The organism is Halobacteriovorax sp. CON-3, from assembly GCF_043196995.1.
Taxonomy (GTDB): Bacteria; Bdellovibrionota; Bacteriovoracia; order Bacteriovoracales; family Bacteriovoracaceae; genus Halobacteriovorax_A.
This window is the reverse complement of the sequence record NZ_JBEBNA010000001.1, coordinates 1,741,744-1,766,547: the sequence shown is the minus strand read 5'-3', so window position 1 is coordinate 1,766,547 and position 24,804 is coordinate 1,741,744. Positions and strand designations below refer to the sequence as shown.

At 38.1% G+C, this 24,804-nt stretch carries 26 protein-coding genes; 22 read left to right on the top strand and 4 right to left on the bottom strand.

Going from position 1 to position 24,804, the window contains the following annotated elements; all coding sequences use genetic code 11:
- The first annotated feature begins 53 nt into the window (after window positions 1-53).
- From ftsY to ABMA72_RS08305, 5 genes are all read left to right on the top strand, one after another.
- Window positions 54-1,289, top strand: coding sequence for a signal recognition particle-docking protein FtsY (ftsY, locus tag ABMA72_RS08325; RefSeq protein WP_393056801.1), 1,236 nt, complete (start codon window positions 54-56; stop codon window positions 1,287-1,289).
- 42 nt (window positions 1,290-1,331) lie between these two features.
- Complete coding sequence (gene zapA, locus ABMA72_RS08320; protein WP_392857883.1) at window positions 1,332-1,637, top strand: cell division protein ZapA; 306 nt, start codon at window positions 1,332-1,334, stop codon at window positions 1,635-1,637.
- Window positions 1,609-2,211 carry a 5-formyltetrahydrofolate cyclo-ligase gene (locus ABMA72_RS08315; protein WP_393056799.1) on the top strand — a complete coding sequence of 201 codons (603 nt, stop codon included), beginning with the start codon at window positions 1,609-1,611 and terminating at the stop codon, window positions 2,209-2,211. The genes zapA and ABMA72_RS08315 overlap by 29 nt, the downstream gene beginning before the upstream one ends.
- 18 nt (window positions 2,212-2,229) lie before the next feature.
- Complete coding sequence (rny, locus tag ABMA72_RS08310) at window positions 2,230-3,783, top strand: ribonuclease Y (protein ID WP_392858018.1); 1,554 nt, start codon at window positions 2,230-2,232, stop codon at window positions 3,781-3,783.
- 72 nt (window positions 3,784-3,855) lie between these two features.
- Window positions 3,856-4,320 carry a hypothetical protein gene (locus ABMA72_RS08305; protein ID WP_392857879.1) on the top strand — a complete coding sequence of 155 codons (465 nt, stop codon included), beginning with the start codon at window positions 3,856-3,858 and terminating at the stop codon, window positions 4,318-4,320.
- Here the strand turns inward: ABMA72_RS08305 and ABMA72_RS08300 are convergent.
- Entirely contained in the window at window positions 4,238-5,239 is a 1,002-nt protein-coding gene (locus ABMA72_RS08300; RefSeq protein ID WP_393056797.1) for a tRNA dihydrouridine synthase, read from the bottom strand. The genes ABMA72_RS08305 and ABMA72_RS08300 overlap by 83 nt on opposite strands.
- Window positions 5,240-5,320: 81 nt before the next feature.
- On the opposite strand from ABMA72_RS08300, the gene ABMA72_RS08295 reads away from it, so the two are divergent.
- From ABMA72_RS08295 to ABMA72_RS08270, 6 genes are all read left to right on the top strand, one after another.
- Window positions 5,321-5,734, top strand: a complete 414-nt coding sequence (locus tag ABMA72_RS08295) for an NUDIX domain-containing protein (RefSeq protein ID WP_392857876.1) — start codon at window positions 5,321-5,323, stop codon at window positions 5,732-5,734.
- Complete coding sequence (locus tag ABMA72_RS08290) at window positions 5,727-6,503, top strand: hypothetical protein (protein ID WP_392857873.1); 777 nt, start codon at window positions 5,727-5,729, stop codon at window positions 6,501-6,503. Before ABMA72_RS08295 ends, ABMA72_RS08290 begins: the two co-directional genes overlap by 8 nt.
- Window positions 6,500-6,979: a hypothetical protein gene (locus tag ABMA72_RS08285; protein ID WP_392857871.1), complete on the top strand. Its 480-nt coding sequence runs from the start codon at window positions 6,500-6,502 to the stop codon at window positions 6,977-6,979. Before ABMA72_RS08290 ends, ABMA72_RS08285 begins: the two co-directional genes overlap by 4 nt.
- A 208-nt stretch (window positions 6,980-7,187) precedes the next feature.
- Window positions 7,188-8,534: a hemolysin family protein gene (locus tag ABMA72_RS08280; RefSeq protein WP_021266350.1), complete on the top strand. Its 1,347-nt coding sequence runs from the start codon at window positions 7,188-7,190 to the stop codon at window positions 8,532-8,534.
- Between the two features lie 101 nt (window positions 8,535-8,635).
- Complete coding sequence (locus ABMA72_RS08275; protein WP_393056795.1) at window positions 8,636-9,637, top strand: NAD(P)/FAD-dependent oxidoreductase; 1,002 nt, start codon at window positions 8,636-8,638, stop codon at window positions 9,635-9,637.
- An 86-nt stretch (window positions 9,638-9,723) separates the two neighbouring features.
- Window positions 9,724-10,560, top strand: coding sequence for a hypothetical protein (locus tag ABMA72_RS08270; RefSeq protein ID WP_392857865.1), 837 nt, complete (start codon window positions 9,724-9,726; stop codon window positions 10,558-10,560).
- On the opposite strand, the gene ABMA72_RS08265 is transcribed toward ABMA72_RS08270, so the two are convergent.
- Window positions 10,538-10,846, bottom strand: a complete 309-nt coding sequence (locus tag ABMA72_RS08265) for a 2Fe-2S iron-sulfur cluster-binding protein (protein ID WP_393056793.1) — start codon at window positions 10,844-10,846, stop codon at window positions 10,538-10,540. The genes ABMA72_RS08270 and ABMA72_RS08265 overlap by 23 nt on opposite strands.
- A gap of 117 nt (window positions 10,847-10,963) precedes the next feature.
- Between ABMA72_RS08265 and ABMA72_RS08260 the strand changes: the two genes are divergently transcribed.
- The 5 genes from ABMA72_RS08260 (at window position 10,964) to ung (ending at window position 17,572) form a co-directional block, all read left to right on the top strand.
- Entirely contained in the window at window positions 10,964-12,070 is a 1,107-nt protein-coding gene (locus tag ABMA72_RS08260; protein WP_021265862.1) for a Glu/Leu/Phe/Val dehydrogenase dimerization domain-containing protein, read from the top strand.
- Between the two features lie 106 nt (window positions 12,071-12,176).
- A complete protein-coding gene (locus tag ABMA72_RS08255) occupies window positions 12,177-13,427 on the top strand; it encodes an alkaline phosphatase (RefSeq protein ID WP_393056791.1) in 1,251 nt (416 codons plus the stop codon).
- 70 nt (window positions 13,428-13,497) lie between these two features.
- Window positions 13,498-14,589: a hypothetical protein gene (locus ABMA72_RS08250; RefSeq protein WP_392857860.1), complete on the top strand. Its 1,092-nt coding sequence runs from the start codon at window positions 13,498-13,500 to the stop codon at window positions 14,587-14,589.
- A 116-nt stretch (window positions 14,590-14,705) separates the two neighbouring features.
- Window positions 14,706-16,883, top strand: a complete 2,178-nt coding sequence (locus ABMA72_RS08245; protein ID WP_392857857.1) for a thiamine pyrophosphate-dependent enzyme — start codon at window positions 14,706-14,708, stop codon at window positions 16,881-16,883.
- A 17-nt stretch (window positions 16,884-16,900) separates the two neighbouring features.
- Window positions 16,901-17,572 (top strand): uracil-DNA glycosylase, encoded by a 672-nt coding sequence (ung, locus tag ABMA72_RS08240; protein WP_393056790.1) that lies wholly within the window; start codon window positions 16,901-16,903, stop codon window positions 17,570-17,572.
- Here ung and ABMA72_RS08235 read toward each other — a convergent pair.
- Entirely contained in the window at window positions 17,507-18,535 is a 1,029-nt protein-coding gene (locus ABMA72_RS08235; RefSeq protein ID WP_393056788.1) for a ComEC/Rec2 family competence protein, read from the bottom strand. The two genes, ung and ABMA72_RS08235, sit on opposite strands and share 66 nt — an antisense overlap.
- A 42-nt stretch (window positions 18,536-18,577) precedes the next feature.
- On the opposite strand from ABMA72_RS08235, the gene nadC reads away from it, so the two are divergent.
- Complete coding sequence (nadC, locus tag ABMA72_RS08230; protein ID WP_393056786.1) at window positions 18,578-19,426, top strand: carboxylating nicotinate-nucleotide diphosphorylase; 849 nt, start codon at window positions 18,578-18,580, stop codon at window positions 19,424-19,426.
- A gap of 4 nt (window positions 19,427-19,430) precedes the next feature.
- Window positions 19,431-20,996 (top strand): L-aspartate oxidase, encoded by a 1,566-nt coding sequence (nadB, locus tag ABMA72_RS08225; protein WP_393056784.1) that lies wholly within the window; start codon window positions 19,431-19,433, stop codon window positions 20,994-20,996.
- Window positions 20,997-21,182: 186 nt separating this feature from the next.
- On the opposite strand, the gene ABMA72_RS08220 is transcribed toward nadB, so the two are convergent.
- Window positions 21,183-21,710, bottom strand: a complete 528-nt coding sequence (locus ABMA72_RS08220) for a pentapeptide repeat-containing protein (RefSeq protein WP_392857850.1) — start codon at window positions 21,708-21,710, stop codon at window positions 21,183-21,185.
- A gap of 221 nt (window positions 21,711-21,931) precedes the next feature.
- Here ABMA72_RS08220 and ABMA72_RS08215 point away from each other — a divergent pair, with 221 nt between their 5' ends.
- From ABMA72_RS08215 to ABMA72_RS08200, 4 genes are read left to right on the top strand one after another with little or no spacing between them, the layout of a single operon-like run.
- Entirely contained in the window at window positions 21,932-22,558 is a 627-nt protein-coding gene (locus ABMA72_RS08215; protein ID WP_392857848.1) for a helix-turn-helix domain-containing protein, read from the top strand.
- On the top strand, window positions 22,558-23,328 hold the full coding sequence (locus ABMA72_RS08210; RefSeq protein ID WP_392857845.1) for a hypothetical protein: 771 nt from the start codon (window positions 22,558-22,560) through the stop codon (window positions 23,326-23,328). The genes ABMA72_RS08215 and ABMA72_RS08210 overlap by 1 nt, the downstream gene beginning before the upstream one ends.
- Window positions 23,329-23,349: 21 nt before the next feature.
- On the top strand, window positions 23,350-24,375 hold the full coding sequence (locus ABMA72_RS08205) for a hypothetical protein (RefSeq protein WP_393056782.1): 1,026 nt from the start codon (window positions 23,350-23,352) through the stop codon (window positions 24,373-24,375).
- On the top strand, window positions 24,375-24,803 hold the full coding sequence (locus ABMA72_RS08200; protein ID WP_392857841.1) for a hypothetical protein: 429 nt from the start codon (window positions 24,375-24,377) through the stop codon (window positions 24,801-24,803). Before ABMA72_RS08205 ends, ABMA72_RS08200 begins: the two co-directional genes overlap by 1 nt.
- Window position 24,804: the final 1 nt, after the last annotated feature.

The following is a 24,804-nucleotide window of genomic DNA, read 5'->3' as shown; positions in this document are numbered from 1 at the left end:
ATTTTTATGCCTACATATCATATCTCTTAAACACACAAAATGGAGAATATATTATGTTGCAACTCGTTGCTCTTTTACAGTCTTGGGCGGATCAGGCCCAGCTAAATATGACAATCACTGTCGAAATGGCATATGCATTTATCGCACTATGCTCTGCACTTGGTATCAGTGGATTCACTGGTGTTTTCTATCTTCTAAAACCTAAGGCCCAGCCGAAACTTCCTGAAGTTACTGAAACTAAGGAAGAGGTTACTACTGAAGTTGTTGAAACTCCTGAGGCAGAAGCTAAAGAAATTGAAGCTGAAGTTGTGCAAGAAGCTCCAAAGGTTGAGCCTGCACCAGCGCCAGTTCCAGAAAAGTCATGGAAGGATCGTCTTACAAAAGGTCTAAGCCGTTCTCGTGATGGTGTTTGGGGTAAGATTGGAAGTCTTTTTTCTGGCGGTGGACTTGATGATGATGCCCTGGAAGAAGTAGAAGAGCTTCTCTACGGAGCAGATCTTGGGCCTAAGGCAACAGGTGAGCTAATTGAATCACTTGAAGAAAAAGCAAAAAGCTCTGACTTCGATGAGGCACAATTTAAAGCGTATATTAAAGAGTTCTTAAAAAATAAAATGGCCGATGTTCAATCAAGAAACGAAGGTGACTTATTTGAATTCTCTGGCAATAGCACTGGTATGCCAAAAGTCATTATGGTTGTTGGTGTAAATGGCGCAGGAAAAACGACGACAATTGGAAAGCTAGCAACGAAACTGACACAACAAGGTGCAAAAGTAGTTGTTGGAGCTTGTGATACTTTTAGGGCCGCGGCCGTAGATCAGCTTCAAGTATGGTGTGAGAGAGCAGGCGCAACAATGATTCGCGCAAAAGAAGGGGCCAACCCAAGTGGTGTAGGCTACGACGCTCTGCAAACTGCAATTAATGAAAAGGCCGATTACTGTATTCTTGATACGGCCGGTCGCCTTCACACTGCTGGTAACCTAATGGAAGAGTTATCGAAGAGTAAGACTGTATTAAAGAAACTGATGGAGGATGCACCTCATCATACATTATTAGTAATTGATGCAATTACTGGTCAAAACGCAATCCGCCAAGCTGAAGAGTTTCACAAGGCACTTGATCTAACTGGTCTTGTATTTACAAAATGTGACGGTTCTTCAAAAGCGGGAAGTGCAATTTCCATTGTTGATAGTCTGCAAATTCCAATTACCTATATTGGTGTTGGAGAAAATGTCGAAGACCTGAGTGTGTTTAATTTAGATGAATATCTTGACGCACTGGTCGGTAATTGATTGATTGACTGAAATCCTTTGTAGGACTACAATTAAATAACTATGGATATAAGTACGGAAGTAAAAGAATATCAAATTTTAGGTCATAACTTTAGACTCAAAGAGTCTAATGAAGATGAGGTTGTTTCAGCAACTGAAATTGTTGAGTATGTTGAATCAATCGCAAGCAATATTCGCCAAAAGGCGCCTTCAATTTCTGACTCTCAGTTAGCAGCTCTCGTTGCACTTGAGTTAGCAAAAGAAAAGCTATCTTTAGAAAGGGAATACAGAAGTGAGATTAATGAAGTTAAGTCTCTTTCTGATAATGCACTAAAATTGATTGAAGAAGCACTTCCAAAAACTCACTAAAATGAGTCTTGAAAAGAAAGAGCTTCGAAAAAAGATATTAGAAGAATTAGCTAGTTTAAGCTTAGATGATCAAAGACATCTGTCTGAGAAAGTCTGTTCAAATATCGATTCTCTTTTAAAATCCGAAAACTTAAATCCTAAGCACCTAGGGGTTTTCTTTCCAATTCCAGGTGAAGTTAATTGTTTAATTTTGAAGACGAAAACTAATTTTAGTTTTCCTTCGTTTGGCGAAGACTCGTTGCAGATGTGCTTTCGAAGTACGCCGATAAATGAACTTGAAAAAGTTCAGGCTTTTGGAAAAGAGTTTAAGGTTCCTAAGAATGGTGACCCAATAGTTTTTCCTGAAGTTATTTTAGTTCCTGGAGTTGCCTTTGATAAGAAGGGGCATCGCTTGGGAAGAGGTAAGGGTTATTACGATATTTACCTCGATAAATTGATTAATATTGATAAGAAGAAAGTTATAAAAATTGGAGTTTGCTTTAATCAACAGTTGGTTAGTGAAGTTGCCTTTGAAGATCATGATCAAGCAATGAATTATATCGTAACTGATAGGGAAGTGATTAAAGTTAATTAATAGGAGAGAGAAATGAGTATGGATTTAATCTTAGCTTCACTTCTTTTCCTTGTTGTTGGACTAGCAGTAGGTTTTGTTATACGCAATCTTCAAGCAAAGAAAGAAGTGCTTGAAAGAGAAGCTAAAGGTGACGAAATTATTGAAAAGGCCAAAACACAGGCAAAAGACATTAGCTATAAAGCGAGAAAAGAGGCGAAAGAGGCAGCTCAAGAAGAAAAGAAGGAAGCTGACAAGTATGCCGAACGTGTGAAGCGCGAACTAAACGATCAGGAAAAAGATCTTAATAAGAGACAAGCAAAGCTTGAATCGAAAATGGATGAACTTGATGAGAAGACTAAGAAAGTCGAAAAGCGCGAAGAAGACGTAAAAGAAAAAGAGTTAGATGCTCTAAAAGAAAAAGAAAAATTTGTTGTTCGCCAAGAAGAGTATGCATCGAAGTTATCTGAAGTTGCTGCTATGACAAAAGAACAAGCAAAAGATGAGCTACTTGATACGATGAAAGAAGAAGCTCAAGTTGATTTTTCTAAGATGATTACTCGTATGGAAGAGGAAGCTAAAGAAGAAGCTGAAAACCGTGCGAAGAGAATTGTTGGAATAGCAATTCAAAGATACGCAGGAGAGCACGTTGGTGAAAAGACGATCTCAACTGTAGATCTACCATCTGATGATGTTAAAGGTCGTCTAATCGGTCGTGAAGGTCGTAATATTCGAGCTTTCGAGCAGATTTGTGGTGTTGACCTAATTATCGATGATACTCCTGAGATTGTTGTTATTTCTTCATTCAACGTTGTAAGACGTGAGATTGCTAAAGATACAATTGAAAAGCTAATTGCTGACGGTCGTATTCACCCAGCAAAAATTGAAGAATTCCACGATAAGTCAAAAGCTGAATTTGAGAAGAAGCTTCTTGCTCTAGGTGAGAAGGCACAAATGGAAATTGGTGTTCACGGTATTCACCCTGAGATCCTAAAACTTGTTGGTGCTCTAAACTTTAGAACTTCTTACACTCAAAACCAATACCAGCACGCAATTGAAGCAGCATTTATTGCTGGATCAATGGCCGCTGAGATGGGGCTGAATATTAAGCAAGCTCGTCGTGCAGGTCTACTACATGATATCGGTAAAGTTCTTGATGCATCTGCTGAAGGTTCACACGCTGTTATCGGTGCTGACTTTGCTAGAAAATATGGAGAGTCTGCGGACGTTGTTCACGCAATCCGTGCTCACCACGATGATGAAAAACCAGAGTCTATCCTTGCTCACATTGTTGCAGCAGCGGATGCGATCTCAGGTGCAAGACCAGGTGCTCGTAAGGCACTTACTGAGTCTTATGTTTCTCGTCTTACTGATATTGAAGAAATTGTTAACTCATTTGAAGGTGTTAGCAAGTCTTACGCGATCTCAGGTGGACGTGAAGTTCGTGTCTTTGTTGAAAACGATAAGGTTGGAGATGAAGAAACTGTTATGCTATCTCGTAATATTGCTAAGCAAATCGAGGAGCAAATGTCTTACCCTGGAACAATTAAAATTACAGTTGTTCGTGAGACAAAAGCAGTTGGAGTTGCTAAGTAAAATAACTTCCATTTATAATATGAGAAAGGCACCTTTTGGGTGCCTTTCTTTTTTGGGCTTTCTGGAGGCAGCATGAAAATTGGAATTCGCTACTACTTATATTTTCTACCCTCGTTAGTGATTTTCTTCATTGCTTCGGCACTTCTTCACTTTTCAACTGAAGAGTATATTTGCTTCTTTACAGCGATTTCATTTGCCGGTCTCTACTGTCACCCTAATCGTGATGAGTACTTCGAGGGGCGAACAAGCCGTTTTAATTTTGCCAATGCGGTGATGAATTTCTATACAATTTTAGAGGACCGTATACCTGATAATACTTGGGGGAATGTGGTTTTAAGACACCTTCCAGGTTTTCTCTTTTTCTTATTAGTAGGACTTGTTGGAATTTCAACTCAGGCGCGAATCGTCTATATTGTTGGTGTACTTCTTTTTGAAATTACTTTTTATTTCTTTATTAAGAATAATTCGCCACAAATTGATCTAGATGAGCACGAAACTCATGAATGTTCTGGGCACGAAGAAAACGGCCACGAATAGTTTCAAAGTTTTCATAGTCATCAAATAGATAACGGCAAAATGCTTTAAATCTTTTAAGTATTGTTGAGTCAACAAGGCCATTCTTTCGATACTCTTTATCAAGCTCATAGAAGTAAAGATCTAAGTTTTCAGCACGAACTTTCAGAAGAAATTCATCACTGATAAAATCCAAGTTTTCTTGATACTCTTTATAAATTGAGGCCAGCCATGGAGTCTTAAGTGCACTTCGGCCACACATAACTGCATACGGGTTACACTGATCAAAGATTCTATTGATATCCTCTATTGTCCAGATATCTCCATTGGCAATGATTGGGAGATTTGAAACTTTGACGGCCTTTTCGATGTAGCTCCAATCTGCGACACCTTTATAGAGTTGGTCACGAGTTCGTGCATGAATCGTAATCCCATCGACACCACAATCCTCAAAGAGTTTTAAGAGATCAAGATAAAGACTATCATCGCTATAACCAATTCTAATCTTTACAGTAAAAGTATTTTTAAAACCTTCTCGAATTTGTTTAATAATTTTTTCGAGTGCTTTTAAATCTGATAAAAGGTACGCGCCACCTTTATTTGAATTAACCTTCTTTGAAGGGCAACCAAGATTTAGATCGATATGATGGTAATTCATTTCACTAATAAGTGAGATGGCCTGTTCGGTTTGAGCAATTTCTGAAGTTAGAAACTGGTAGGCCGTTTGTTCTGTATGGGCCTTTTTTTGTAGGTATGTTTCACCAAAGTGTTTGATCAATGTCTTTGCATTTACATTACCAACTGATGGGATTCGGTAAAAGTCTGTGTAGTAATAATCCCAGTCTCCAAAAATTCTTTGAATGACCTCGCGATATGGGCCTTCCGTCACACCTTCCATCGGTGCAAATATGATTGAATTTTGTTTAAAAGGTAATGTACTCACACTTGGTTTATAAACAATAAAGGCGCAAAAAGCTACGCTGCTTTTTTAACATTTCAAAATTTTTAGGGTAAAAGTTTATTTATGGAAATCGCAATCGTAATCCCGTATTCACTTGAAAGTGATGGACTTGTTCTTTGGGGACAAGTGAGAAAAGAAGATGGCCCTCTTGATGGTATGATCGAGTTCCCTGGTGGCAAGATTGAACCAGGTGAAGGCATTGAGCAGGCAGCACGTCGTGAGTTTAAAGAAGAAGTGGGCCACGAATTAAATAAAATTAGTCTCTTCACTCAGCTTAAGCACGATTATTCAGATCGAAGCGTCTTTTTATATGTCTATGTTGTTGAATATACAAAAGAAATGAGTCTGATCAGTCAAAAGATACCTTTTGAAAACGCTCAAAATGATGTAGAAAACCTTAATATTCCAGCAGCAAATAAAATCATCATCATGCGCTTAGTTGAGCATTTTTTACGAGAGAGTAATTTGAATGAGTAATACATTTGAAATGGCAAAGTACTTCTTCCTGGCCCTGGGCTTTGGAGTTTTTACTTTTGCACCAGTGGCAAATTCTAAAATGACAGGGGGAGGTTTTCAAAAGCTTCTATCGACAACTTGTCTTGTGAGTTTATTCATGGCCGCTATTGCTCATATTGTAACTGGAAATAGTGCAACTGATCTTGAAGCGATTCTTCTTTATATCAGTACGATTTGCATTCTTTTTCATCATCAACTTCACAATCACTACGATGAAAAGAATGTGGCCCTTTGGATTCTTTATGCGATTCCAACTCTAATTGGCTTTTATGCTCTTTATCTTTTTCAAGATAAGAACTTAGTTAACTACTTATACATTGGCTCATCAGTTTATTATCTTGGGGCCATTACATACGCTATGATCCTTGGTCACTGGTATCTTGTCACACCAAAGCTTTCGGAAGTTCCTCTTAAGAAGGCAACACTTGTTACGTGGGCATTGCTTTTTGTTAAGCTTATTTGGTCTGGGTTTGAGCATACAAAACTTGGGCCATACCTCGCTGCAGGAACTGAACTTGGTGGCGGTTATGCTTTTAACTGGCTAATGGTTATTATGAGAGATGTTTGGGGATACCTTGTTATTCTTGGAATGAGTATCTTTGGATGGAAGCTTGTTAGTATGAGAAGTATTCAAAGTGCAACTGGGATCTTCTATGCCATGACAATCTTTGTCTTTATTGGTGAAATGATTGCGATTTACTTATTTTATACATATGGGTTACTACTATGATGGAAATTACTTTAACTTGTGAAGAATGTGGTTCAGCTGTTTCTTTTCACCCTAATAAAGAGGTGAGTGAAGTTGAGTGTCAAATTTGCCATACAAAAGCTCCTGTGAAAATGAATGAAGAACACGAGCAGGGAATCCTTAGAGATTGTCCTTGTTGTGAAAGAAAGGACTTTTATAAGCAAAAAGACTTTAATCGTAAGATTGGTGTCATGCTTTTTGTTGTTGCTGCTTTGGCAACTCTTTATATGGCAACAACTCAATACGCTCCATATTCAGTTGCTCCTTTTATTATTTTGTATGTATTTGATTTTGCGTTATTCAAGAGGCTTCCACCTGTTGTTATTTGCTACAAGTGTCATACAATCTTCAGAAAGGTTAGTAATATCAGTGAGATATATGATTTCAACCATGAAATGAATGATCGTATTGTTTACTCAGATCATGACTTTAAAGGCGAACAACTCGATCATCACTAGGGGTTTGTGCTTCAAATCCTTGAAATTTGTTGGTTTATGATGTATTGAATCATATCAGAAATACTGATAAAATATTTATATCTAAACGAAGGGGTAGCTCAATAGAGAGTCTTACCCGTAACAAGGAAACTCCTTATAGAACCTCCGCTTTATTGTTGTTACTTCTTAAAAAAACTCTCAACAAAATTTAGTAAACAAGGACAAGGCAATGACTGATGTAAGCAGCCTTGAGATTGTCCTATTGTTAATCTGCTTTATCGGCTCGGGATTTTTCTCTGGTTCAGAAGCTGTCCTACTTTCGATTCCTCACGATCGTGCTAGCCAACTAATTCAAGAAGGTGGTGCAAAGGGAAGAGCAATTGCTTTCATGATTGATCGCCCAAGTGAGATCCTAACAACTATTCTCGTTGGAAATAACGTCGTCAATATCTTTGCTTCATCTTTAACGACAGTACTTGCAACCCGCTTGTTTGCGGATGATGCAATTGGAATTGCTGTTGGGGCGACAACGTTTGTTATTCTAATTTTTGGTGAGATTATCCCTAAGACTTTTGCAAGAACGCACGCAGAAAGTTTATCCCTTTTTGTTATTCGTGTTCTACAAATCTTCTACTATCTACTTTACCCTGTTATTAAAATTATGGTTTGGCTTATTCACACAGTTCTTGGTGAGAATGCACAACTGACGGGAAGAATTGTAACGAAGGATGACCTTGAGTTTATGATTCAAAAAGCAGAGAAAGAAAATACAATTGATCACAAGCAAATCGATCTCTTTAACTCGATTCTAGAATTTCCTAAGATTAAAGTTAAAGACATTATGATCCCACGTAAAGAGATCAAGTCTATTCAAGTTAGCAGTACATATAAAGAAGTTATCAGTGAGATTGAAGAGTCAATTCACTCTCGTTACCCAGTTGTTGATGGTGAAATTGATAATATCGAGGGCTTTCTTCACGTTAAGGAACTCGCATTCTTAAAAAGGGCCGAACGTGATAATTTCACAATGGTAAATCATTTAAGAGACCCGTTCTTTGTTTATGAACATATGAAGATACAAGCGGTTTTCGATCATATGAATCGCAAGAAAGTTCACATGGCGCTTGTTAAAGATGAGAATGGTTTAATCGTTGGTATCATTACTCTTGAAGATATTATTGAAGAAATTCTTGGTGAAATTCAAGATGAGCACGATGATGATATTGATGAGATTACTAAAGACTATCAGGAAAGTGACCTTATTGAAGGTGCGGATATTGATGGTGCGACAAATTTAAGAGATCTTGATCACGATTATGATATTAAGATTCCTCTTAATGATAATTACTCAACTCTTGCTGGCTTCTTACTTGATATGCTTGGAAATAACTTTCCTGAAGCCGGACAGATCATTATTTGGGAAGGCTATAGCTTTGAGCTTACTGAAGTCTTTGACTACGAAATCAAGCAAGTTAAGATTAAAGATGTTGATGGGGAAAAGCACTTCTTCTCAAAGAAAGAGGCCAAAGAGGCCACTGAAACTTCTGATGATCTATTAGAAGTTCCTGTTAAATAATCAAATTTAAATAAATTTTGCTAAAGCTTACATAGAGGGAATCTATTAGATTCCCTCTTTCTGATAGACTATACTAAATATGAACTAGTCATGGAGTAGTTATGTCTAACAAATTTCAAATTGCAGTAATCGGTGGTGGCGCGGCCGGTATGATGGCCACACTACGTGGTGTTTTAAATAATGATACAGTTGTTCTTTTTCCTGGTACGCCAAGAGACAAGAAGCGCTCTCGTGAGAAGTGGGTTTATAAAGTTGAAAATATGCCTGGGACTCATAAGTACAAGAAAGGAATTGAAGAACCAAATAAGGAAACTCTCGAGTGGATTCAAGAGTCGGAATTCAAGGATAATCTAACTTTCGTTAAGGGCAAAGGTGTTACAGAGGTAACGAAGCTAAGTGATGGAAGCTTTGAATTAATTGATAGTGATGGTGAAAAGTACCAAGCGGAATATGTTGTTCTCTGTACAGGTATTATGGATGTTCAGCCACACTTCAACGATAGTATTAAACCAATTCTTCCTTTCGCTAACGCTCAAACAGTTGATTACTGTTTAAGATGTGATGGGCACCATGTTTACGACAAGCACACTTCAATTATTGGCCATACATCTGGTGCCGTTTGGGTTGCTGTCATGCTTAAAGAACGCTACAACACGCCTTCGATGTCAATCCTCACAAATGGTGAAACTCCACAATTTGATGAAGAAACTCAAAAATTAATTAAAGCCTATAAGATAGAAGTGTTCACTGAGGCCATTGTCGATGTTCTTGGAGAGCGTAAGGATGGGATTATCAAGGGTTACAAGTTTGCTAGTGGTAGAACACTAGAGTCAGCATTTTCTTTTGTTTCGCTTGGAACTATCGTTTATAATGAACTTGCCAAGGCCATTGGTGCTGAAATTGATGGTAGAGGCTATGTTCTTGCTAATGAAAAAGGTGAAACGAATATTGAAAACTTTTATGTAGCAGGTGACTTAAGGGCCAATAAGAAGAAGCAGATTTATACGGCCTGGGATATGGCAGTTGATTCACTTGATGATATCAATGCTAAGATCAGAAGAAAGAAAAGGGCGGCATTATTAACTTCACAAGGTTTAGCTTAATATTTTTACTTGTCCTGGCCACTGTTGTAGCCAGGGCACAAAATAAGACAACTCAATACCGTAGTCTTTATCAATCAAAGCAAGGTTTGACTCAAACCGAAGTAAAAAGCCTTTCAAGTTTAACAGTTGTTTTTCTACCAGGAATTTTGTCTCAGTCGGCAATTGAAGGATCTGGTCAAATTGTGAACCTTTCGTATTTTACAGGGGATTACTTTCGTGACTATATGGAGCTACTAGAAGATCATAATGTAAAATTTGAAAGAATTATCGTCGAATCAGAAGATCCAGTTAGTAAAAATTCAAAATATATTAAAAGTGAACTTGATAAAATCAAGGGACCTTTGCTCATTATAAGTCATTCAAAGGGTGGCCTCGAGTTCTTAGATGTACTGATTAATAATCCGCAGGTGTCGAAGAGAGTTGTGGGCTGGGTTTCAATGCAGTCTCCTTATCACGGTTCTGTTTTGGCCGATTACTTTATCCAAGGTTCAATCAAGAAAACAGTTATGGGATGGATTTTTGCCGTACTTGGTGGTGATGTGACTGGTATGGAATCTGTAGGAACAAAAATGCGTTCTGATTATATGCAGGCCAATGCTACTAAGATTGAAAAGGCACTAGAAAATATTAACCTTCTTCAATTTATTACATTCATCAATGAGCAACAGGGCCGAGAAACATCTCTAGAGATTAGTCGAAACTATATTTACAAGAGAGTAGGAAGAAATGATGGAATGGTAGATCTTCAGTCTTCACTACTTAAACCATATCGCCATGTTGTCATCAACGATGTGGATCACCTGACAACTGTTCTTGATCAGAAGAATATGGATTTTCTAAAAGGTGAAAATGAGTCTTGGAATTTTGACCGCAAGCAACACTTTCGTGCAATTATTCAACTTATTTTAGAATCGAAAATTTAATATCACCTGTGACTTTTGCACGGCAGGCCAGGCGGATATTTCCTTCAGCGACTTCTGTGTGCTCTGGAGCAATGGCCTCAATGGTATTTTCTTCGATAATTCCTGGCTTTTGTAAGTTCTCGGCGCCTTCAATTATTTGTATACGACATGAACCGCACGAGCCACTTAGGCAACCATGGGGGAGAGTTAGTCCTTGATCCTGGATTGCGTCAAAAATTGTCTGACCTTCTTCGATTGTAAATTCAGTTACTTGCTCATCAATTCCAATTAGTGACACTCTGTGCATACAGTTTTCATCCTTGAAAGTTTATTGTTCTTTTCAGCTCTAATAGCACTATTTTAGCATCATTAATTCCTGCGTAAATTCAGGTAATTATTGCAAACTTTCTAAGGAGAAAAAACAATGCCTAGTTTTGAGAGATTATACAAAGACGGACACGAAGAAGTTATCTTTTTTAGTGATCCAAGTTGTAACCTTAAGGCAATCGTAGCGATTCACAACACAGTACTTGGTCCAGCTTTAGGTGGGACAAGAATGTGGCCATATGAATCAGAAGAAGAAGCACTTAACGATGTACTTAGACTTTCGAGAGGTATGACATATAAGAATGCTGTTGCTGGACTTAACCTTGGTGGTGGTAAAGCTGTTATCATCGGTGATCCAGAAAAAGATAAGTCAGAAGCTCTATTCCGTTCATACGGACGTTTCATGGAGTCTCTAAATGGTCGTTACATTACTGCAGAAGACGTAAATATCAGTGTTGATGATATTGAGCACGTATTTACTGAAACAAATAACGTAGCAGGTGTTGCTGAGATCCACGGTGGTTCAGGTAACCCATCTCCATGGACAGCACGTGGTGTTTTCAGAGGTATTGAAGCAGCATGTATGAAGGTTTATGGAAACCGTTCACCAAAAGGTAAAGTAGTAGCACTTCAAGGTGCTGGTTCAGTAGGACGCTACCTAGGTGAGTACCTATACAATGAAGGTGCGGAAGTTTACGTATGTGATATCAATGAAAAGAACCTTGAGCTATTCAAGGAAAAAGTACCAAATGCAAAAGTTGTTGGGATTGATGAAATCTACGACGTTAAAATGGATATCTATGCTCCATGTGCACTTGGTGCAACAATCAATGATGACACAATCGATCGTCTACAGTGTAAAATCGTAGCAGGTGCTGCAAATAACCAACTTGCAGAAAACCGTCACGGTAAAATTCTTAAAGAAAGAGGTGTTCTATACGCTCCAGATTACCTAATCAATGCTGGTGGTGTTATGAACGTTTCGATCGAATTTGAAGGTTGGTCAGAAGATAAGGCAATCAGAATGGTTGATTCTATCTATGATACAACTCTTGAAGTTTTTAATATTTCTGAAGAACAAGATATTCCAGTTTACCAAGCGACAGATATCCTTGCTGAATCTAGAATTGAGTCAATCAAGAATATCCAAGGGAAATTCCTAGGTCACGTTGGACACAGATTCCCTGGTAGAAAAAAGCGCTAAGCAATTTTTAAAATATAAAGCCTCTCTTTGAGAGGCTTTTTTTTTGGTTTTAATTAAGATTTCCTCTTCCTATTTTCAAAGCTTAAATAAGTGCTATTCTTTTGGCATGAAAAAAATATTTAAGAAATTTTCACTTGTATCATTAGTTACTTTTTCATCTTTTGCACAAACGCCGAAGAATATCATAATCATGATTGGTGATGGTATGGGGCCGGCTTATACAACGGCCTATCGTAACTATGTTGATCGAGAAACTCTCTTTGATAAATTAATTGTGGGCTCATCTATTACGAAGGCCAGTGATAGCTTTATCACTGATAGCGCTGCAGGTGCTACCGCATATTCAACAGGTGAAAAATCTTATAATGGTGCAATCTCTGTCGATATAAATAAAAAGAATCTCAAGGTCCTCTTTGAGTATGCTAAAGACAAGGGCATGCAGACTGGTGTTGTGGTAACCTCTGAAGTTTATCACGCAACTCCTGCATGCTTTTATGCAACAGCTTTAAATCGCAACGATCACGAAGATATTGTTAAAGATCTCGTCTTCAACCAAAGCTTTAAGCGTCCTATTGTCGATCTTATCGCAGGTGGGGGACGTGAGGTAATTACTAAGAAGTATATCAATAAGCTAAAAGGTTATCGCTATCTCGAAACATTAGCGGATTTTGAAAAAAATAATAAACTTCCAGTTATTGCTCTTTTTGATGAAGGACAAATGGATTTTGAAATTAATACTGATGATAAAAGACTAACAAAAATGACAAGGAAGTCTCTGCAGCTGATGAATCAGAATGCCAAGGATGGCTTTATTCTAATGATTGAAGCAAGTCATATTGATAAGTGTGGGCATTTAAATGATATTGCCTGTGCCATGCGAGAGATGGAAGACTTTGAAGGCTCTTTAAAACTTGTTCATGAATTTGTAAAAAAATCAAAGAACACGCTAATGGTAGTAACAGCAGATCACTCAACTGGTGGGCTTTCAATTGGCCACGGTAAGTCTAAGAAGTGGCTACCTGAGAACTTCAGAAAAATTGATACGCTTTTAAAAGATATTGCTGAGGATGTTTTTAAGAAGAAGCTAACTCGTAAATTATTCAAGTCATATTCAATAGACTTTGACAGTGATGATATTAAGTATCTAGAAAAGGCCCAAGCTAAAGGTGAGAAAGAATTTTACAAGTCCTTTGCGAGAAGAGTGTCTGCCAAAAGTTATACGGGTTGGACAACTTGGAGTCATAACGGTGTTGATGTCGAAGTTTTTGCTGATGGGCCGGCCAAAGAGCTATTTATTGGTAAACGCCAAAATAACGAGATTGGCAGAATCATAATTGATCTTATCAAAAAGCGCTGATATCGACGTTATTGACGGGAATATAGTGCCTCGTGTTAAAAAGACGACTTAAGTATTGTAAAATTAGCTTGTGAAGAAGTTGATTTTATTTTGCCTATTAATTCACTCAAGTATTTTTGCAATACAATTTGAGGATGCAGTTTTTCCGGAACTCATCACGTCTTCGCGTGCCTTGGCCATGGGAAATGCCTTCATTGGTAAAGTGGATGATGCCTCGGCAGCATTCTATAATCCTGCCGGACTTGGTACATATCGCGGTCGCCACTTTCATCTTTCAAACTTTCATTTCGAAACTAACAAAGGCTGGATGGAGACTCTCTTTGGAGGTGACGTCACGGGGAATGCAGGTGACTTATTTGAAGCACTCTCTCTTGAAGGCGCTAGAAAATTACTTGATCAAAATAAGGGAACAGTTGCCCATAGTCGTTTTCAAATGATGCCAAATTTCGCCACGAGATATTTCACAATCGGTTATATGTACTCTGTTCAACAACGAGCTTTCATTGGTGATCAGGTAGGGGATCAATTTGAATACGCGCAAAGAACAGACACTGGTCCATACGCTGCTTTTAACTTCTCACTCTTTGGGGGAATTTTTAAATTCGGTGTTTCTGCAACTTATCTATTTCGCAAAGAAGCGATCGGTGAAGCTGACCCTAGTACGGCCTTAGCGCTTGCGGACGAAGATTATAATCGCGGAAGGATGTTATATTTAACATCTGGGATGAGGATAACTCTTCCTTATGCCTTCATTCCAACTCTTGCAATTGTTAGTCATAATACAACTGGAGGTAGTTTTAAGAAATTGGCCGGAGCAGGTGCTCCTGAAAAAATTAAGCAAAGCTATGATCTAGGACTTTCAATTACACCTCAACTGGGTAGAACTATTCGCGTTCACCTCGAGTTGGATTATAAAGATTTCTTAAATGCCCATGAGGATGTAGATTTTAAAAGGAAGCTTGGACTTGGACTTGAGTTTGATCTGCGTCGTATTTTCTTTTTTCGTCTAGGTTACGGAGATGGCTTTGGTTCTGGGGGAATTGGGATTCGCACTCGAAAAATGGAGTTCGATCTCTCAACTTACGCTGTTGACACAACTGATTCTGACTTCAGAGGTGAGGAAGATCGTCGCTATGTCTTAGGAATTTCGAGTGGCTTCTAGCCAAACCCTTCTAAATACCTGAAATCCGTCAAATATTATTTTAAAATTTAATGCACAGCATGTGCACCTTTTGCACTAAAATTGGTAAGCTAGCTCCACTTAAAAAGGGGCGTTAAATGCTTGATAAAACTGCAAAAGGATCAAATGTGGGTTCTACCAACTTAGATAAGAAAAAAGAGATCATTAAAAAATATAATCTTTCAAAAGAAGATCTTATTTGGATGCTTCGTAACGTTTTCGTTTCAAGAAAGCTTGATGATGCTGAGATCACAATGAAGAAGCAATCAACTGCGTTCTTCCAAATTTCTGGTGCAGGACACGAAGGTGTTTTATCTGCTCTTGCAAAAGTTCTTAAGCCTGCTCACGATTGGTTTATTCCATACTACCGTGACAGAGCACTATGTACTGGTCTTGGTGTAACTCCATATGAAATGCTTTGCCAAGCAAATGGAAATATTGGAGACACTGCAACTCACGGCCGTCAGATGCCAGCTCACTGGGGTAACGTAAAATTAAATATCGTTCAAAAATCATCATGTACAGGAACTCAATTCCTTCAAGCATGTGGTGTTGCTGAAGCTGGACTTTCTCTTAAAGAATTAAAAGAAAAGCATAAATTTGATACTTCAAAATTCTTAGTTGAAGATGCTGAAGTAGTTTATACTTCATGTGGTGATGGAACAATTGCTCAAGGTGAGTTCTGGGAAGGACTTACAACTGCTTGTGCAAATAAGCTTCCAGTTCTTTTCCACGTTGAAGATAATGGTTATGCCATTTCAACAATTACTTCAATGCAAACTCCTGGTGGATCGATTTCAAAAGCTCTTGATGAATTCCCAGGATTAAAAATCATTGAATGTGATGGTAACTGTCCAATTGAATCATATAAAGCAGCTGAAAAAGCAGCTAAGCATATTAGAGAAGGAAAAGGACCTGTTCTTCTTCACTCTCATGTAACTCGTCCATACTCTCACTCTCTTTCTGATGATCAATCAATGTATCGTACGAAAGACGAGCTAGCGCAAGAAAAGCAAATTGATGTATTTAACTCATATCCAAAAACTCTTATCGCACTTGGTGTAATGAGCGAAAAGGAAGTTAATGATCTACTTGAAGAAGTTTCTCTTGAAGTAAGACGTGCAATGAAGGAAGCGGTTGATACTGAATGGCCAGCTCCTGAATCAGCACTTGATCACTTATACTCTCACGATATTGATCCAACTTCTTCAGACTTTGAAACTCAAGGTACTTTCGAAGGAAAAGATGATGTTCCAATGGCATCAGCAATCAACGCTGTTCTTCGTTCTGAGTTCTCTAAGAACCCATTACTAAGAATGTTTGGTGAAGACGTTGCAGATTTCTCAGACCTTGAAAGACTTAATAACCCTGACCTAAAAGGTAAGGGTGGTGTATTTAAAGTTTCTTCAGGTGTTCAAAGAGCATCTTTAGAAGGACAAGTATTTAACTCACCACTAGCGGAAGCAAATATCATCGGTCGTGCAATTGGTATGGCGATGAGAGGGCTTAAGCCAGTTGTTGAGATTCAATTCTTTGACTATATCTGGACTGCATATATGCAACTTAAGAACGAGATGGCGACGACTCGCTACCGTTCAGGTGGAGACTTTAAGTGTCCAATGGTTGTTCGTGTTCCAATCGGTGGATACCTAAGAGGTGGATCGATTTACCACTCTCAATGTGGAGAGTCGCTATTTACTCACGTTCCAGGTATTAGAGTTGTCTTCCCATCAAATGCGGCAGACGCTGCTGGCCTTCTAAGAACTGCAATTAGATCAGATGATCCAGTTATGTTCCTAGAGCACAAGCACCTTTACTACCAAGGTTATAACCGTACAGCAGATCCAGGTGAAGAATATATGATTCCATTTGGTAAAGCTCGTATTGCAAAACAAGGTGCTGATGCAACTGTAGTTGCTTGGGGAGCACTTGTTCAAAAATCAATTGATGCTGCTAAGAAAATCGAAGCGGAAACAGGTAAGACTGTTGAAGTTATCGACCTTAGAACTCTTGCACCATTTGATATGGACTCAATTAAGAAGTCACTTGAGAAAACAAATCGTCTTCTAATTTGTCACGAAGAAACGAAGACTTCTGGTTTTGCTGGTGAGATCGCTGCCTGTGTTAACGAAGAATGTTTTGAGGCCCTTGATGCTCCAATCCTTCGTGTTGCTGCAAAAGACTCACACGTTGCTTACTGTCCAACTTCAGAAGATTATATTCTTCCACAAGTTTCAGACGTGTACGAACAACTTAACAAACTTCTAAATTACTAATACCAAGGCCAGCTCTTATGATTGAATACTTAAATGATAAGGGCTGGCTTAATTTTCTTAAAGCCGAATTCCAAAAAGAGTATATGATTTCTCTATCTGAATTTCTTGATTCAGAAGAGGAAGTCATTTATCCAAGGCCTGAAGAGTTCTTTGCGGCTTTGAATCTTACGCCACTAGAGAATGTAAAGGTTGTTATTCTTGGACAGGACCCTTATCACGGTGAAGGACAAGCTCATGGCCTAAGCTTTTCTGTGAAGAAAGGTGTGAAGATCCCACCTTCTCTTAGAAATATCTATAAAGAGCTAAATGGAGATCTTGGCCTAGATATTCCTGAACATGGATATTTAGAAGAATGGGCCAAGCAGGGTGTTCTTCTCTTAAATAATTGTCTGACAGTTCGTAAGGCACAGGCCGGTTCTCATCACAAAAAAGGATGGGAGAAGTTTACGGCAAAGATTATTGATATCATCAATGAGCATTGTGAAAATGTTGTCTTTATTCTTTGGGGTGGTCCTGCTCAAAAGAAAGGTAAGAATATCGATGAGACAAAGCACTTGGTGATTAAGTCCCCGCATCCTTCTCCACTTTCATCGTATCGTGGCTTCTTTGGTTCAAAACCTTTTTCACAAGCGAATGCCTATCTCATTGAGCATAATCGTGAAGCTATCTCTTGGCAGATCACTAACTAGGCCAATTGTTATTAGTGCTAAAGCATGCTTCCTTGTTCTTTGTGAGTAAATAATCACACCAATTAAAATAAGAAAATTTACATGTATAAAGCCGAGTGCTTGCGCTAAATCATAACTTATCTCTATCAATGCCGTGTAAGCTGTAATGAACCATTGAGCGTAATTAAAATATTCAATAAAGAAGAGATTAAAGAATAGAATGGGATAGATGAGAGTGAAGATACTCGTCAACAGTGGCGAGAGAATGATTGTTGCTGGATAAATAACCCCCGTAAATTTATGTGCAATAAAAAGCTGAGCAACAAAGAATAGAAGGTACATCTTATAGATTCGATATTCTTTTATTGAAAAAATTAAACCAAGAAATAGAGTACTCAAATAAAACGATAGGGGTGAGTAGCGATAGGTACCAAAGAAAAAGTCTGTTGTTAAAAAGAAGAGAAATATCTGCATCTTAGAATAATTAGTCTCTCTTACTTTGTTTAAAATAAAAAAGCTTCGAATGAGGGCCACCCGTCTAAATGAATAATAGCCAGGAAGATAGAAGTAAAATCCTAAGCATAGAGTGAGCTCCACTAGGTTTGAAAATCTTGGATATCTTCTTCTTAGGAAATAGAAGATAAGAAAGAGTGAGCTTAGATGTAGCCCAGATGGAGTCATCAGGTGAAGTAGGTTTAAGTGAGCAAGTTTTCTTTTAAGTTCTTTATCGAGCCCCCACTTTTGTCCAGTCAAAACTGAACGATAGAAATAGAATTCGGGCCTATTATCAAAGCTGGCCTTGGTTTTTACAGGTAGCTTTAGCTTTGGTGGGCGTGCATACTGCCTGTTGTCATTTCCCTGAAATAGGGGGTTAATGAGTAAAAATGCTAGAAGAAAGATAATATTGAAACGCATTGCAGCTTTATAAGTCAAAATTGAGCAATTAACAGGATTTTTGAAGGTTTCGGGAGTTTTTTTTCTCATTTGAAAATGGTAGAAAAAACATCTAAACGGAGTAATGACAAAATGAATTTATTGGTAAATAAAGCACTACAGGATTCGATTGAAACTTATTTTAAAGAAGATGATCTAAGTCGTAACCTGAACTATATTCAGTCTCTTCCTAATGACGAAGTTCACTGTAAGTTAAAGATTAAAGATGACATGGTCTTATGTGGCCTACCTTACTTTGTGGAGTCCTTTAACTATCTAGGTGCTAACTTAAATTACGAAGACTTCAAAAAGTTTGAAGGTCAAAAATTCACTAAAGATGAAATGGCCGAAATTGAATTTAAGCTTCCTTTTTCAATTGCGTTAACTGGTGAGCGTATTGCTCTTAACTTAATTCAAAGAGCATCATCAATTGCAACATATACAAATAAATTTGCAACTCTTGCTCTCGATAGTGGAGTCAAGATTCTTGATACAAGAAAGACTCTTCCTGGTTATCGTGCTCTTGAAAAATACGCTGTTGTCACAGGTGGAGGAAATAACCACCGCTTTGGTCAAAGTGATATGTGGATGGTTAAAGATAATCATAAGTCATTCTTTGGTGGTGTAAAAGAAGCAATCGACTTCTTTAAGTCAAAGAACTCTTTCTACACACCAATTGAAGTTGAGATTCACGATCTTAATGAATTACATATTGCACTTGGTGAAGGAGTGAGACATATCATGCTTGATAACTTCTCTCCTGAAGAGATTAAAGAAGCAGTAAAACAAAAGCCAGAAGGTGTTACTTTTGAAGTTTCTGGTGGAGTTCGTTTAAATACATTAGAGAGCTACTTAATTGAAGGTGTTGATGCCATTAGTATTGGTGCCCTTACTTATGATGCTCCAGCAGTGGACTTATCACTAAAGTACGCAAGAGGGTAAAGAGTTGAATAGTTACGACTTTGATGTTCTGATTTTAGGTTGTGGAATTGCTGGTCTTGCTACTGCAGCAAAGCTTGCTGAAAGTAATTTAAAAGTAGGGATTGTTACGCGTGCAAAAGATCCTCAGGTTTCAAATACGTTTTGGGCCCAGGGAGGAATTATTTATCCAAATGCAAGTGATGATGCTCTAGGAAAGGATATTCAAGTTGCCTCGTCAAATACTTCAAATCCGCAAGCGATTGAAACACTAAAGAATTTTGGAAAATTAGCGATCGATGAGCTCTTACTAGAAAAAGCGAATGCAAATTTTGAAAGGGATGAGAATAACTCATTAAAATATACAAAGGAAGCGGCTCACTCAATTGAGCGAATTCTCTACCGTGGTGATTACACTGGTAAGGAAATTCAAATTAGTCTTTTAAATTTACTTAAAGATCAAAAGAGCTATCCAACAGTACACTTCTTAGAAGCACATACGGCCATTGATTTAATTACGGCTTCTCACCATGGGATTTCAATCTCTCAACGTTATGAAGAAAGAAAGATTCTTGGTGCCTATCTTTTAAATCAAGAAAAGGGCAATGTTGTAAAGGCCATGGCAAAGAAGACTGTTCTTGCCACTGGTGGAGTCGGTGCGCTTTATCTTCACCACTCAAACTCTGGTGCAAGTCGTGGTGATGGTATTGCCATGGCAAAAAGAGCAGGTGCAGATATTATCGATATGGAATTCATTCAATTCCACCCAACGACATTCTATGATTCATCTTCTCATGGTCGCTTCTTAGTTTCAGAAGCGGTGCGCGGTGAAGGTGGTGTTCTCGTTAACTGTAATGGTGAGAGATTCATGGGCAAATACCATCCAGAGATGGAGCTTGCTCCTCGTGATGTTGTTGCTCGCTCAATAATGGAAGAAACAATTGAGACTAGACATGAGTGTGTTTATCTCGATATTTCACATAAAGACGGAGAGTGGATTAAAGAGCGCTTTCCTACAATTTATAAACACTGCCTAGAGCACGGCATTGATATGACTAAGGAGCCTATTCCTGTTGTACCTGCTGCACACTATACATGCGGTGGAGTGAAGATTGATATGAAGGGACAAACTTCAATTAAGAATCTCTACGCTGTAGGTGAAGTATCTTGCTCTGGACTACATGGTGCTAATCGCTTGGCTTCAACCTCTCTGCTTGAAGGTTTAACATGGGGCTACCTTGCGGCCATTGATATTTCAGAGACTGTGGACGAGGAAACTCTTTACTCTCATCTGCAAATTAAGAATTGGCAAGAAGAGTACGCTTCAATTGATAAGGCCCTTGTTCAACAAGACTGGATGACTTTAAAGCTTACGATGTGGAATTATGTTGGCCTTTCAAGAACGACAAATCGTCTTAAGCGAGCGCTTGCAATGTTTAACGAAATCAATGACGAAGTCTCTCGCTTCTATCGTAGTTGTAAACTTGATGATAGCTTGATCGGATTAAGAAATGCCATCGAGGTATCAACGATGATCGTTAAGTCTTCGATGAGAAATAAAGAATCGATTGGTTGTTTTTTTCGTAAGATGTAAAAAAAAAGAAGGCCAACACCCTTGAGAGAGCTGGCCCGAGAGCAAGTATGAGTTGCGAGATTTCCTGCTTATCTACATCCAGTAGAAGAAGACTAGGTATGATATATCGTCTCTAAAAAAGATTTGTATCTGGCCGTATTATCCTTGAGACTAGTGACGTAAACACGATTGCCAGGCGTTTCAAATTTAAGCTGCAGATTTAATGAAGTTGAGTAAGCTCGTTCCCCATTGGTTTGGTGAAGCTATAAGAGCTGCTTCAAAACTAAGAACTTCTTCAACTTCTTCTTTAATTTCTTCGATATCTTGAGTTTCCTCATAAAGATCGAATTTATTCTGGTCACCATCTTTGATAACCTTATAGACTTCAAGATCCAGTTCACAATCTTCAATGATTGAATTCTTTAAAGTGGAATGCTTCCATGCATTCCCTACGATCTTACATCCATCAAAATTGCAATCTTCAATATGTGAAAATTCGAAGCTGCAATTTTCAAACGTACAGTTGATAAATTTACACTCTCTCATTTTTGAACCAAAGAAAATGCAAGACTTGAAGTTAACAGCGATAAAAGTGGTTTGAGAGAAGAGAGAACCAGATATGGTTAAGTTACTTAAATCACTTGATTTTACTAGCTCTTTTTCAATTACTTCATACTGTCCATTTGTGAAGTCAGATAATGTCTCAGTCATAATGAAGTTTGTTAAAGTGGCCATGTGATCCCTCCAAGCCTTGCTTAATTTGTGGATTAGTTCATCCACACTTGAATCATAACCATTCTTGACCAGTTGCGTCAAGCAATAAAATTGCATCAAGAAATAAAAATTAAAACCGATAATGATATTAGGGACTTTTGAGGCATAAAATTTCAGGCCGCAATTGCACCACAACGAAATATCAGTAAGTTGCAGGTATTTCAATTTGCAAGGAGAAGAATATGTCTGAATTTAACAAAGAGAAATTAGACGATTATTTAGGAATTATTAGAAAGTACATGCAGGTGAGAGGGCCAATGACTCAAAAAGATCTTGCTGAGTCAACTGGGCTTGGGGTTTCTACTGTTTCTCGCTTCCTATCAATGAAGACAACAGAGATTAATCCTCAGGTAGTCGCTAAAATTACAGCTGAATTAGATATTCCACTTCATGAAATGATCGATTTTGTCGAAGAGCACTTTGCGGATCACTTTATAAGACTTGTTAAATTCTATAAAGGTGATGAAAAGAAAGAGCAGCCGACTCAACAGGCAGCGCCACAACAGAATGCGGCGGCAGGTGGTGGCTTTGAAGATGCACTTGTCGACACGATTAAAAGTGGCACAGCTGGAAATGCTCAAGTTAACGCTAATCCAACGATGAAGATTGGTGGAAAAACGAGAACAATGCCATTTGTTACTGATACGAGTAACGAAGATGTTTTAAAAGAGCGTATGGCCCAATTAACACCAAGGCAAAAGGCTTACGTTGCTGACTTTTTAAGTCTTGATATCGACGCTAGAGATTTGATTGTTGATCTTGGAAATGACTTATTTAGATACTTTAGACAAAGGGGAATGATTGCTTAATGCATATTAAAAAGGCACTCCTTGCATTCTTAATTTCATCTGCGGTAGTAGCACTTCCGCAAACGGTGGAATTTGTCTTTTTATCTGCAGCTCCTAAGCAAACTCTTTTAGAACAAATTCTTTATAAAAATATCTCTCGTAAAATTGCTCAAAATGATGATCATTGTGTCGAGATGGGCGATGGTTGCTTTGATCCACAAACAGGTTATATGGTTGGAAAGTCTGGAAAAGACTATGTCGATCAAGAATATGGAACTCCTGATAAGGATGTTGCTGTCGAAAATACAATTGATTCAGATATGATTCGCTGTACTGGAGCATACTTTGATATTTTCTGTGGCAAGGCCAAGAAGGTTGAAAAGAAAAAAGCACCTAAGTATGAAATCTGGATCGATACAAGCGCATCGCTAAGAAACTCTGACTGGTCTAAGAGTGGAGACACTTGTTATCGTAGAAGTTTCGTTAGCCGCCTAACCTATGGCTGTCCTGTGACAATCAAGGCTTTTGATTCTTCAATTAGAGAAATTAAAAATGACCTCTACCTCTGCCAAACAAAAGGCGGAAATAATACGCAAAAGATTATTCGTTGGGTGAAGAATTCAGATGCAAAGCATCTATTTGTCCTCACAGACATTGATGAAGCAAAGGGAGAGCTTATGGACTTCCTAAGTAATATTGGTGCAACGATTCATGGTGTCGGAAGTAAGGGCTTTTATCCAGAAGATCTATTGAAATTAGCAGATACGCTAAAAGCATCTTGTCAAAAATAGTAGAAATCGCTACAAATAATCATGTTTAAAAAACTTCTAAAATGGTCGAAAGATACTTATACAGAGCTTCCTTGGCGAAGAAATAGAACTGTTTACAAGACACTTGTTTCAGAAATTATGTTGCAACAAACAACTGTCGGTACAGTTCAAAACCACTTTGAAAGATTTCTTTTAATCTATCCCGATATTGAAACTTTGGCCTCTTCAACTGAAGAAGAAATTTGCGTTGCTTGGAAGGGTCTTGGTTACTATCGACGTGCACGAAACCTTAGAAAGGCCGCAATTGATATCGTTGAAAACTTCAATGGTAAAATTCCAACAAAGTACGAAGACCTGATCTCTATTACTGGAATTGGAGAGTACACGGCCAATGCTATTTTAAGTATTGGACAAAATAAGAGCGCACTTTCAATTGATGCCAATATTGAAAGAGTTGTCAGTCGTATTTATGGTATTCAAGGGGCCAAAGGGCCAAAGCTTCAAAAGTTGATTAAGAAAAAATTTGAAGATGGAGAATTTCCTGAAATTACAAAGTGCAAGGGACGTGATATTAACGAGGCCTTAATGGATCTTGGGCGTATCTATTGTCAGGCCCGAAGTGCAAATTGTGTGGGTTGCCCTGTTTATAAAGACTGTGTTGCAGGTAATTCTAAAGATGCCCTTGAGTACCCAGAAATTCCTGTTAAGAAGATTGCTAAAACCTATGAACTTGATCTTCTTAGAGTTATTGTAAAAGAAAAAGATTCAATTCTAGGATATCGCAAGGCCGATGATCAATGGCTTTCAGGTCAAATTGAATGCCCAACATTTATTTTAAAGAGTGAAGACAAGAAGCTTAAACAATACCCTGAGTTAGACTCAAAGCTTTCTTATAAGAAGTTAAAGAAATATAAGACAGCTATCACAAAGTATAAAATCACAAATTATATTCTTGAAATTTCACATGCTGAATTTAAAAAGAGTTACACTGGTGCTTTTAGAAAGTATAAGCTCAACGAAAAATTGAATATCTCAACGGCAACAACTAAGGCCCTTGATAAAATCTAATGAAAGTAAATTGTTTCACGGCCATTAAAGATTTACTCAATAAAGAAGGTATTAATATTCCCCATGGGCGTGTTTATGAATTCTTCGACTCTATTGAAAATGAAGCCTTTATTAAGCATCGTCTAAGTGAGTTAGCCGTTGGGGATCTTATTCTTTGGCGTAAAAAGGTCATTCCTAGTAGTGGTGACACTGGTCATATCGCAATTATTCGTGAAATTCTAACTGATGGTTGGATCAAGGTTTACGATTACTCAAAGCAACCCCATTCAAATGAAATATGTTCTCGACCTGGACTTGGTGAAGGGGAGATGAAGTTAATTCTAGATGGTGATGAAATTCTTGGATTTATTTGGTCTAAGGAAGTTAAGAAGACCAAGATGACAAAAGTCCTGGGGATTTCTCCCCAAGACTTACCTAAAATACTTTAAG

Coding starts and splice junctions, on each gene's coding strand:
- ftsY (WP_393056801.1), top strand. CDS start 54: ATGTTGCAACTCGTTGCTCTTTTACAGTCTTGGGCGGATCAGGCCCAG.
- zapA (WP_392857883.1), top strand. CDS start 1,332: ATGGATATAAGTACGGAAGTAAAAGAATATCAAATTTTAGGTCATAAC.
- rny (WP_392858018.1), top strand. CDS start 2,230: ATGGATTTAATCTTAGCTTCACTTCTTTTCCTTGTTGTTGGACTAGCA.
- ABMA72_RS08305 (WP_392857879.1), top strand. CDS start 3,856: ATGAAAATTGGAATTCGCTACTACTTATATTTTCTACCCTCGTTAGTG.
- ABMA72_RS08295 (WP_392857876.1), top strand. CDS start 5,321: ATGGAAATCGCAATCGTAATCCCGTATTCACTTGAAAGTGATGGACTT.
- ABMA72_RS08290 (WP_392857873.1), top strand. CDS start 5,727: ATGAGTAATACATTTGAAATGGCAAAGTACTTCTTCCTGGCCCTGGGC.
- ABMA72_RS08285 (WP_392857871.1), top strand. CDS start 6,500: ATGATGGAAATTACTTTAACTTGTGAAGAATGTGGTTCAGCTGTTTCT.
- ABMA72_RS08280 (WP_021266350.1), top strand. CDS start 7,188: ATGACTGATGTAAGCAGCCTTGAGATTGTCCTATTGTTAATCTGCTTT.
- ABMA72_RS08275 (WP_393056795.1), top strand. CDS start 8,636: ATGTCTAACAAATTTCAAATTGCAGTAATCGGTGGTGGCGCGGCCGGT.
- ABMA72_RS08265 (WP_393056793.1), bottom strand. CDS start 10,846: ATGCACAGAGTGTCACTAATTGGAATTGATGAGCAAGTAACTGAATTT.
- ABMA72_RS08260 (WP_021265862.1), top strand. CDS start 10,964: ATGCCTAGTTTTGAGAGATTATACAAAGACGGACACGAAGAAGTTATC.
- ABMA72_RS08255 (WP_393056791.1), top strand. CDS start 12,177: ATGAAAAAAATATTTAAGAAATTTTCACTTGTATCATTAGTTACTTTT.
- ABMA72_RS08245 (WP_392857857.1), top strand. CDS start 14,706: ATGCTTGATAAAACTGCAAAAGGATCAAATGTGGGTTCTACCAACTTA.
- ung (WP_393056790.1), top strand. CDS start 16,901: ATGATTGAATACTTAAATGATAAGGGCTGGCTTAATTTTCTTAAAGCC.
- ABMA72_RS08235 (WP_393056788.1), bottom strand. CDS start 18,535: ATGAGAAAAAAAACTCCCGAAACCTTCAAAAATCCTGTTAATTGCTCA.
- nadC (WP_393056786.1), top strand. CDS start 18,578: ATGAATTTATTGGTAAATAAAGCACTACAGGATTCGATTGAAACTTAT.
- ABMA72_RS08220 (WP_392857850.1), bottom strand. CDS start 21,710: ATGGCCACTTTAACAAACTTCATTATGACTGAGACATTATCTGACTTC.
- ABMA72_RS08215 (WP_392857848.1), top strand. CDS start 21,932: ATGTCTGAATTTAACAAAGAGAAATTAGACGATTATTTAGGAATTATT.
- ABMA72_RS08210 (WP_392857845.1), top strand. CDS start 22,558: ATGCATATTAAAAAGGCACTCCTTGCATTCTTAATTTCATCTGCGGTA.
- ABMA72_RS08205 (WP_393056782.1), top strand. CDS start 23,350: ATGTTTAAAAAACTTCTAAAATGGTCGAAAGATACTTATACAGAGCTT.
- ABMA72_RS08200 (WP_392857841.1), top strand. CDS start 24,375: ATGAAAGTAAATTGTTTCACGGCCATTAAAGATTTACTCAATAAAGAA.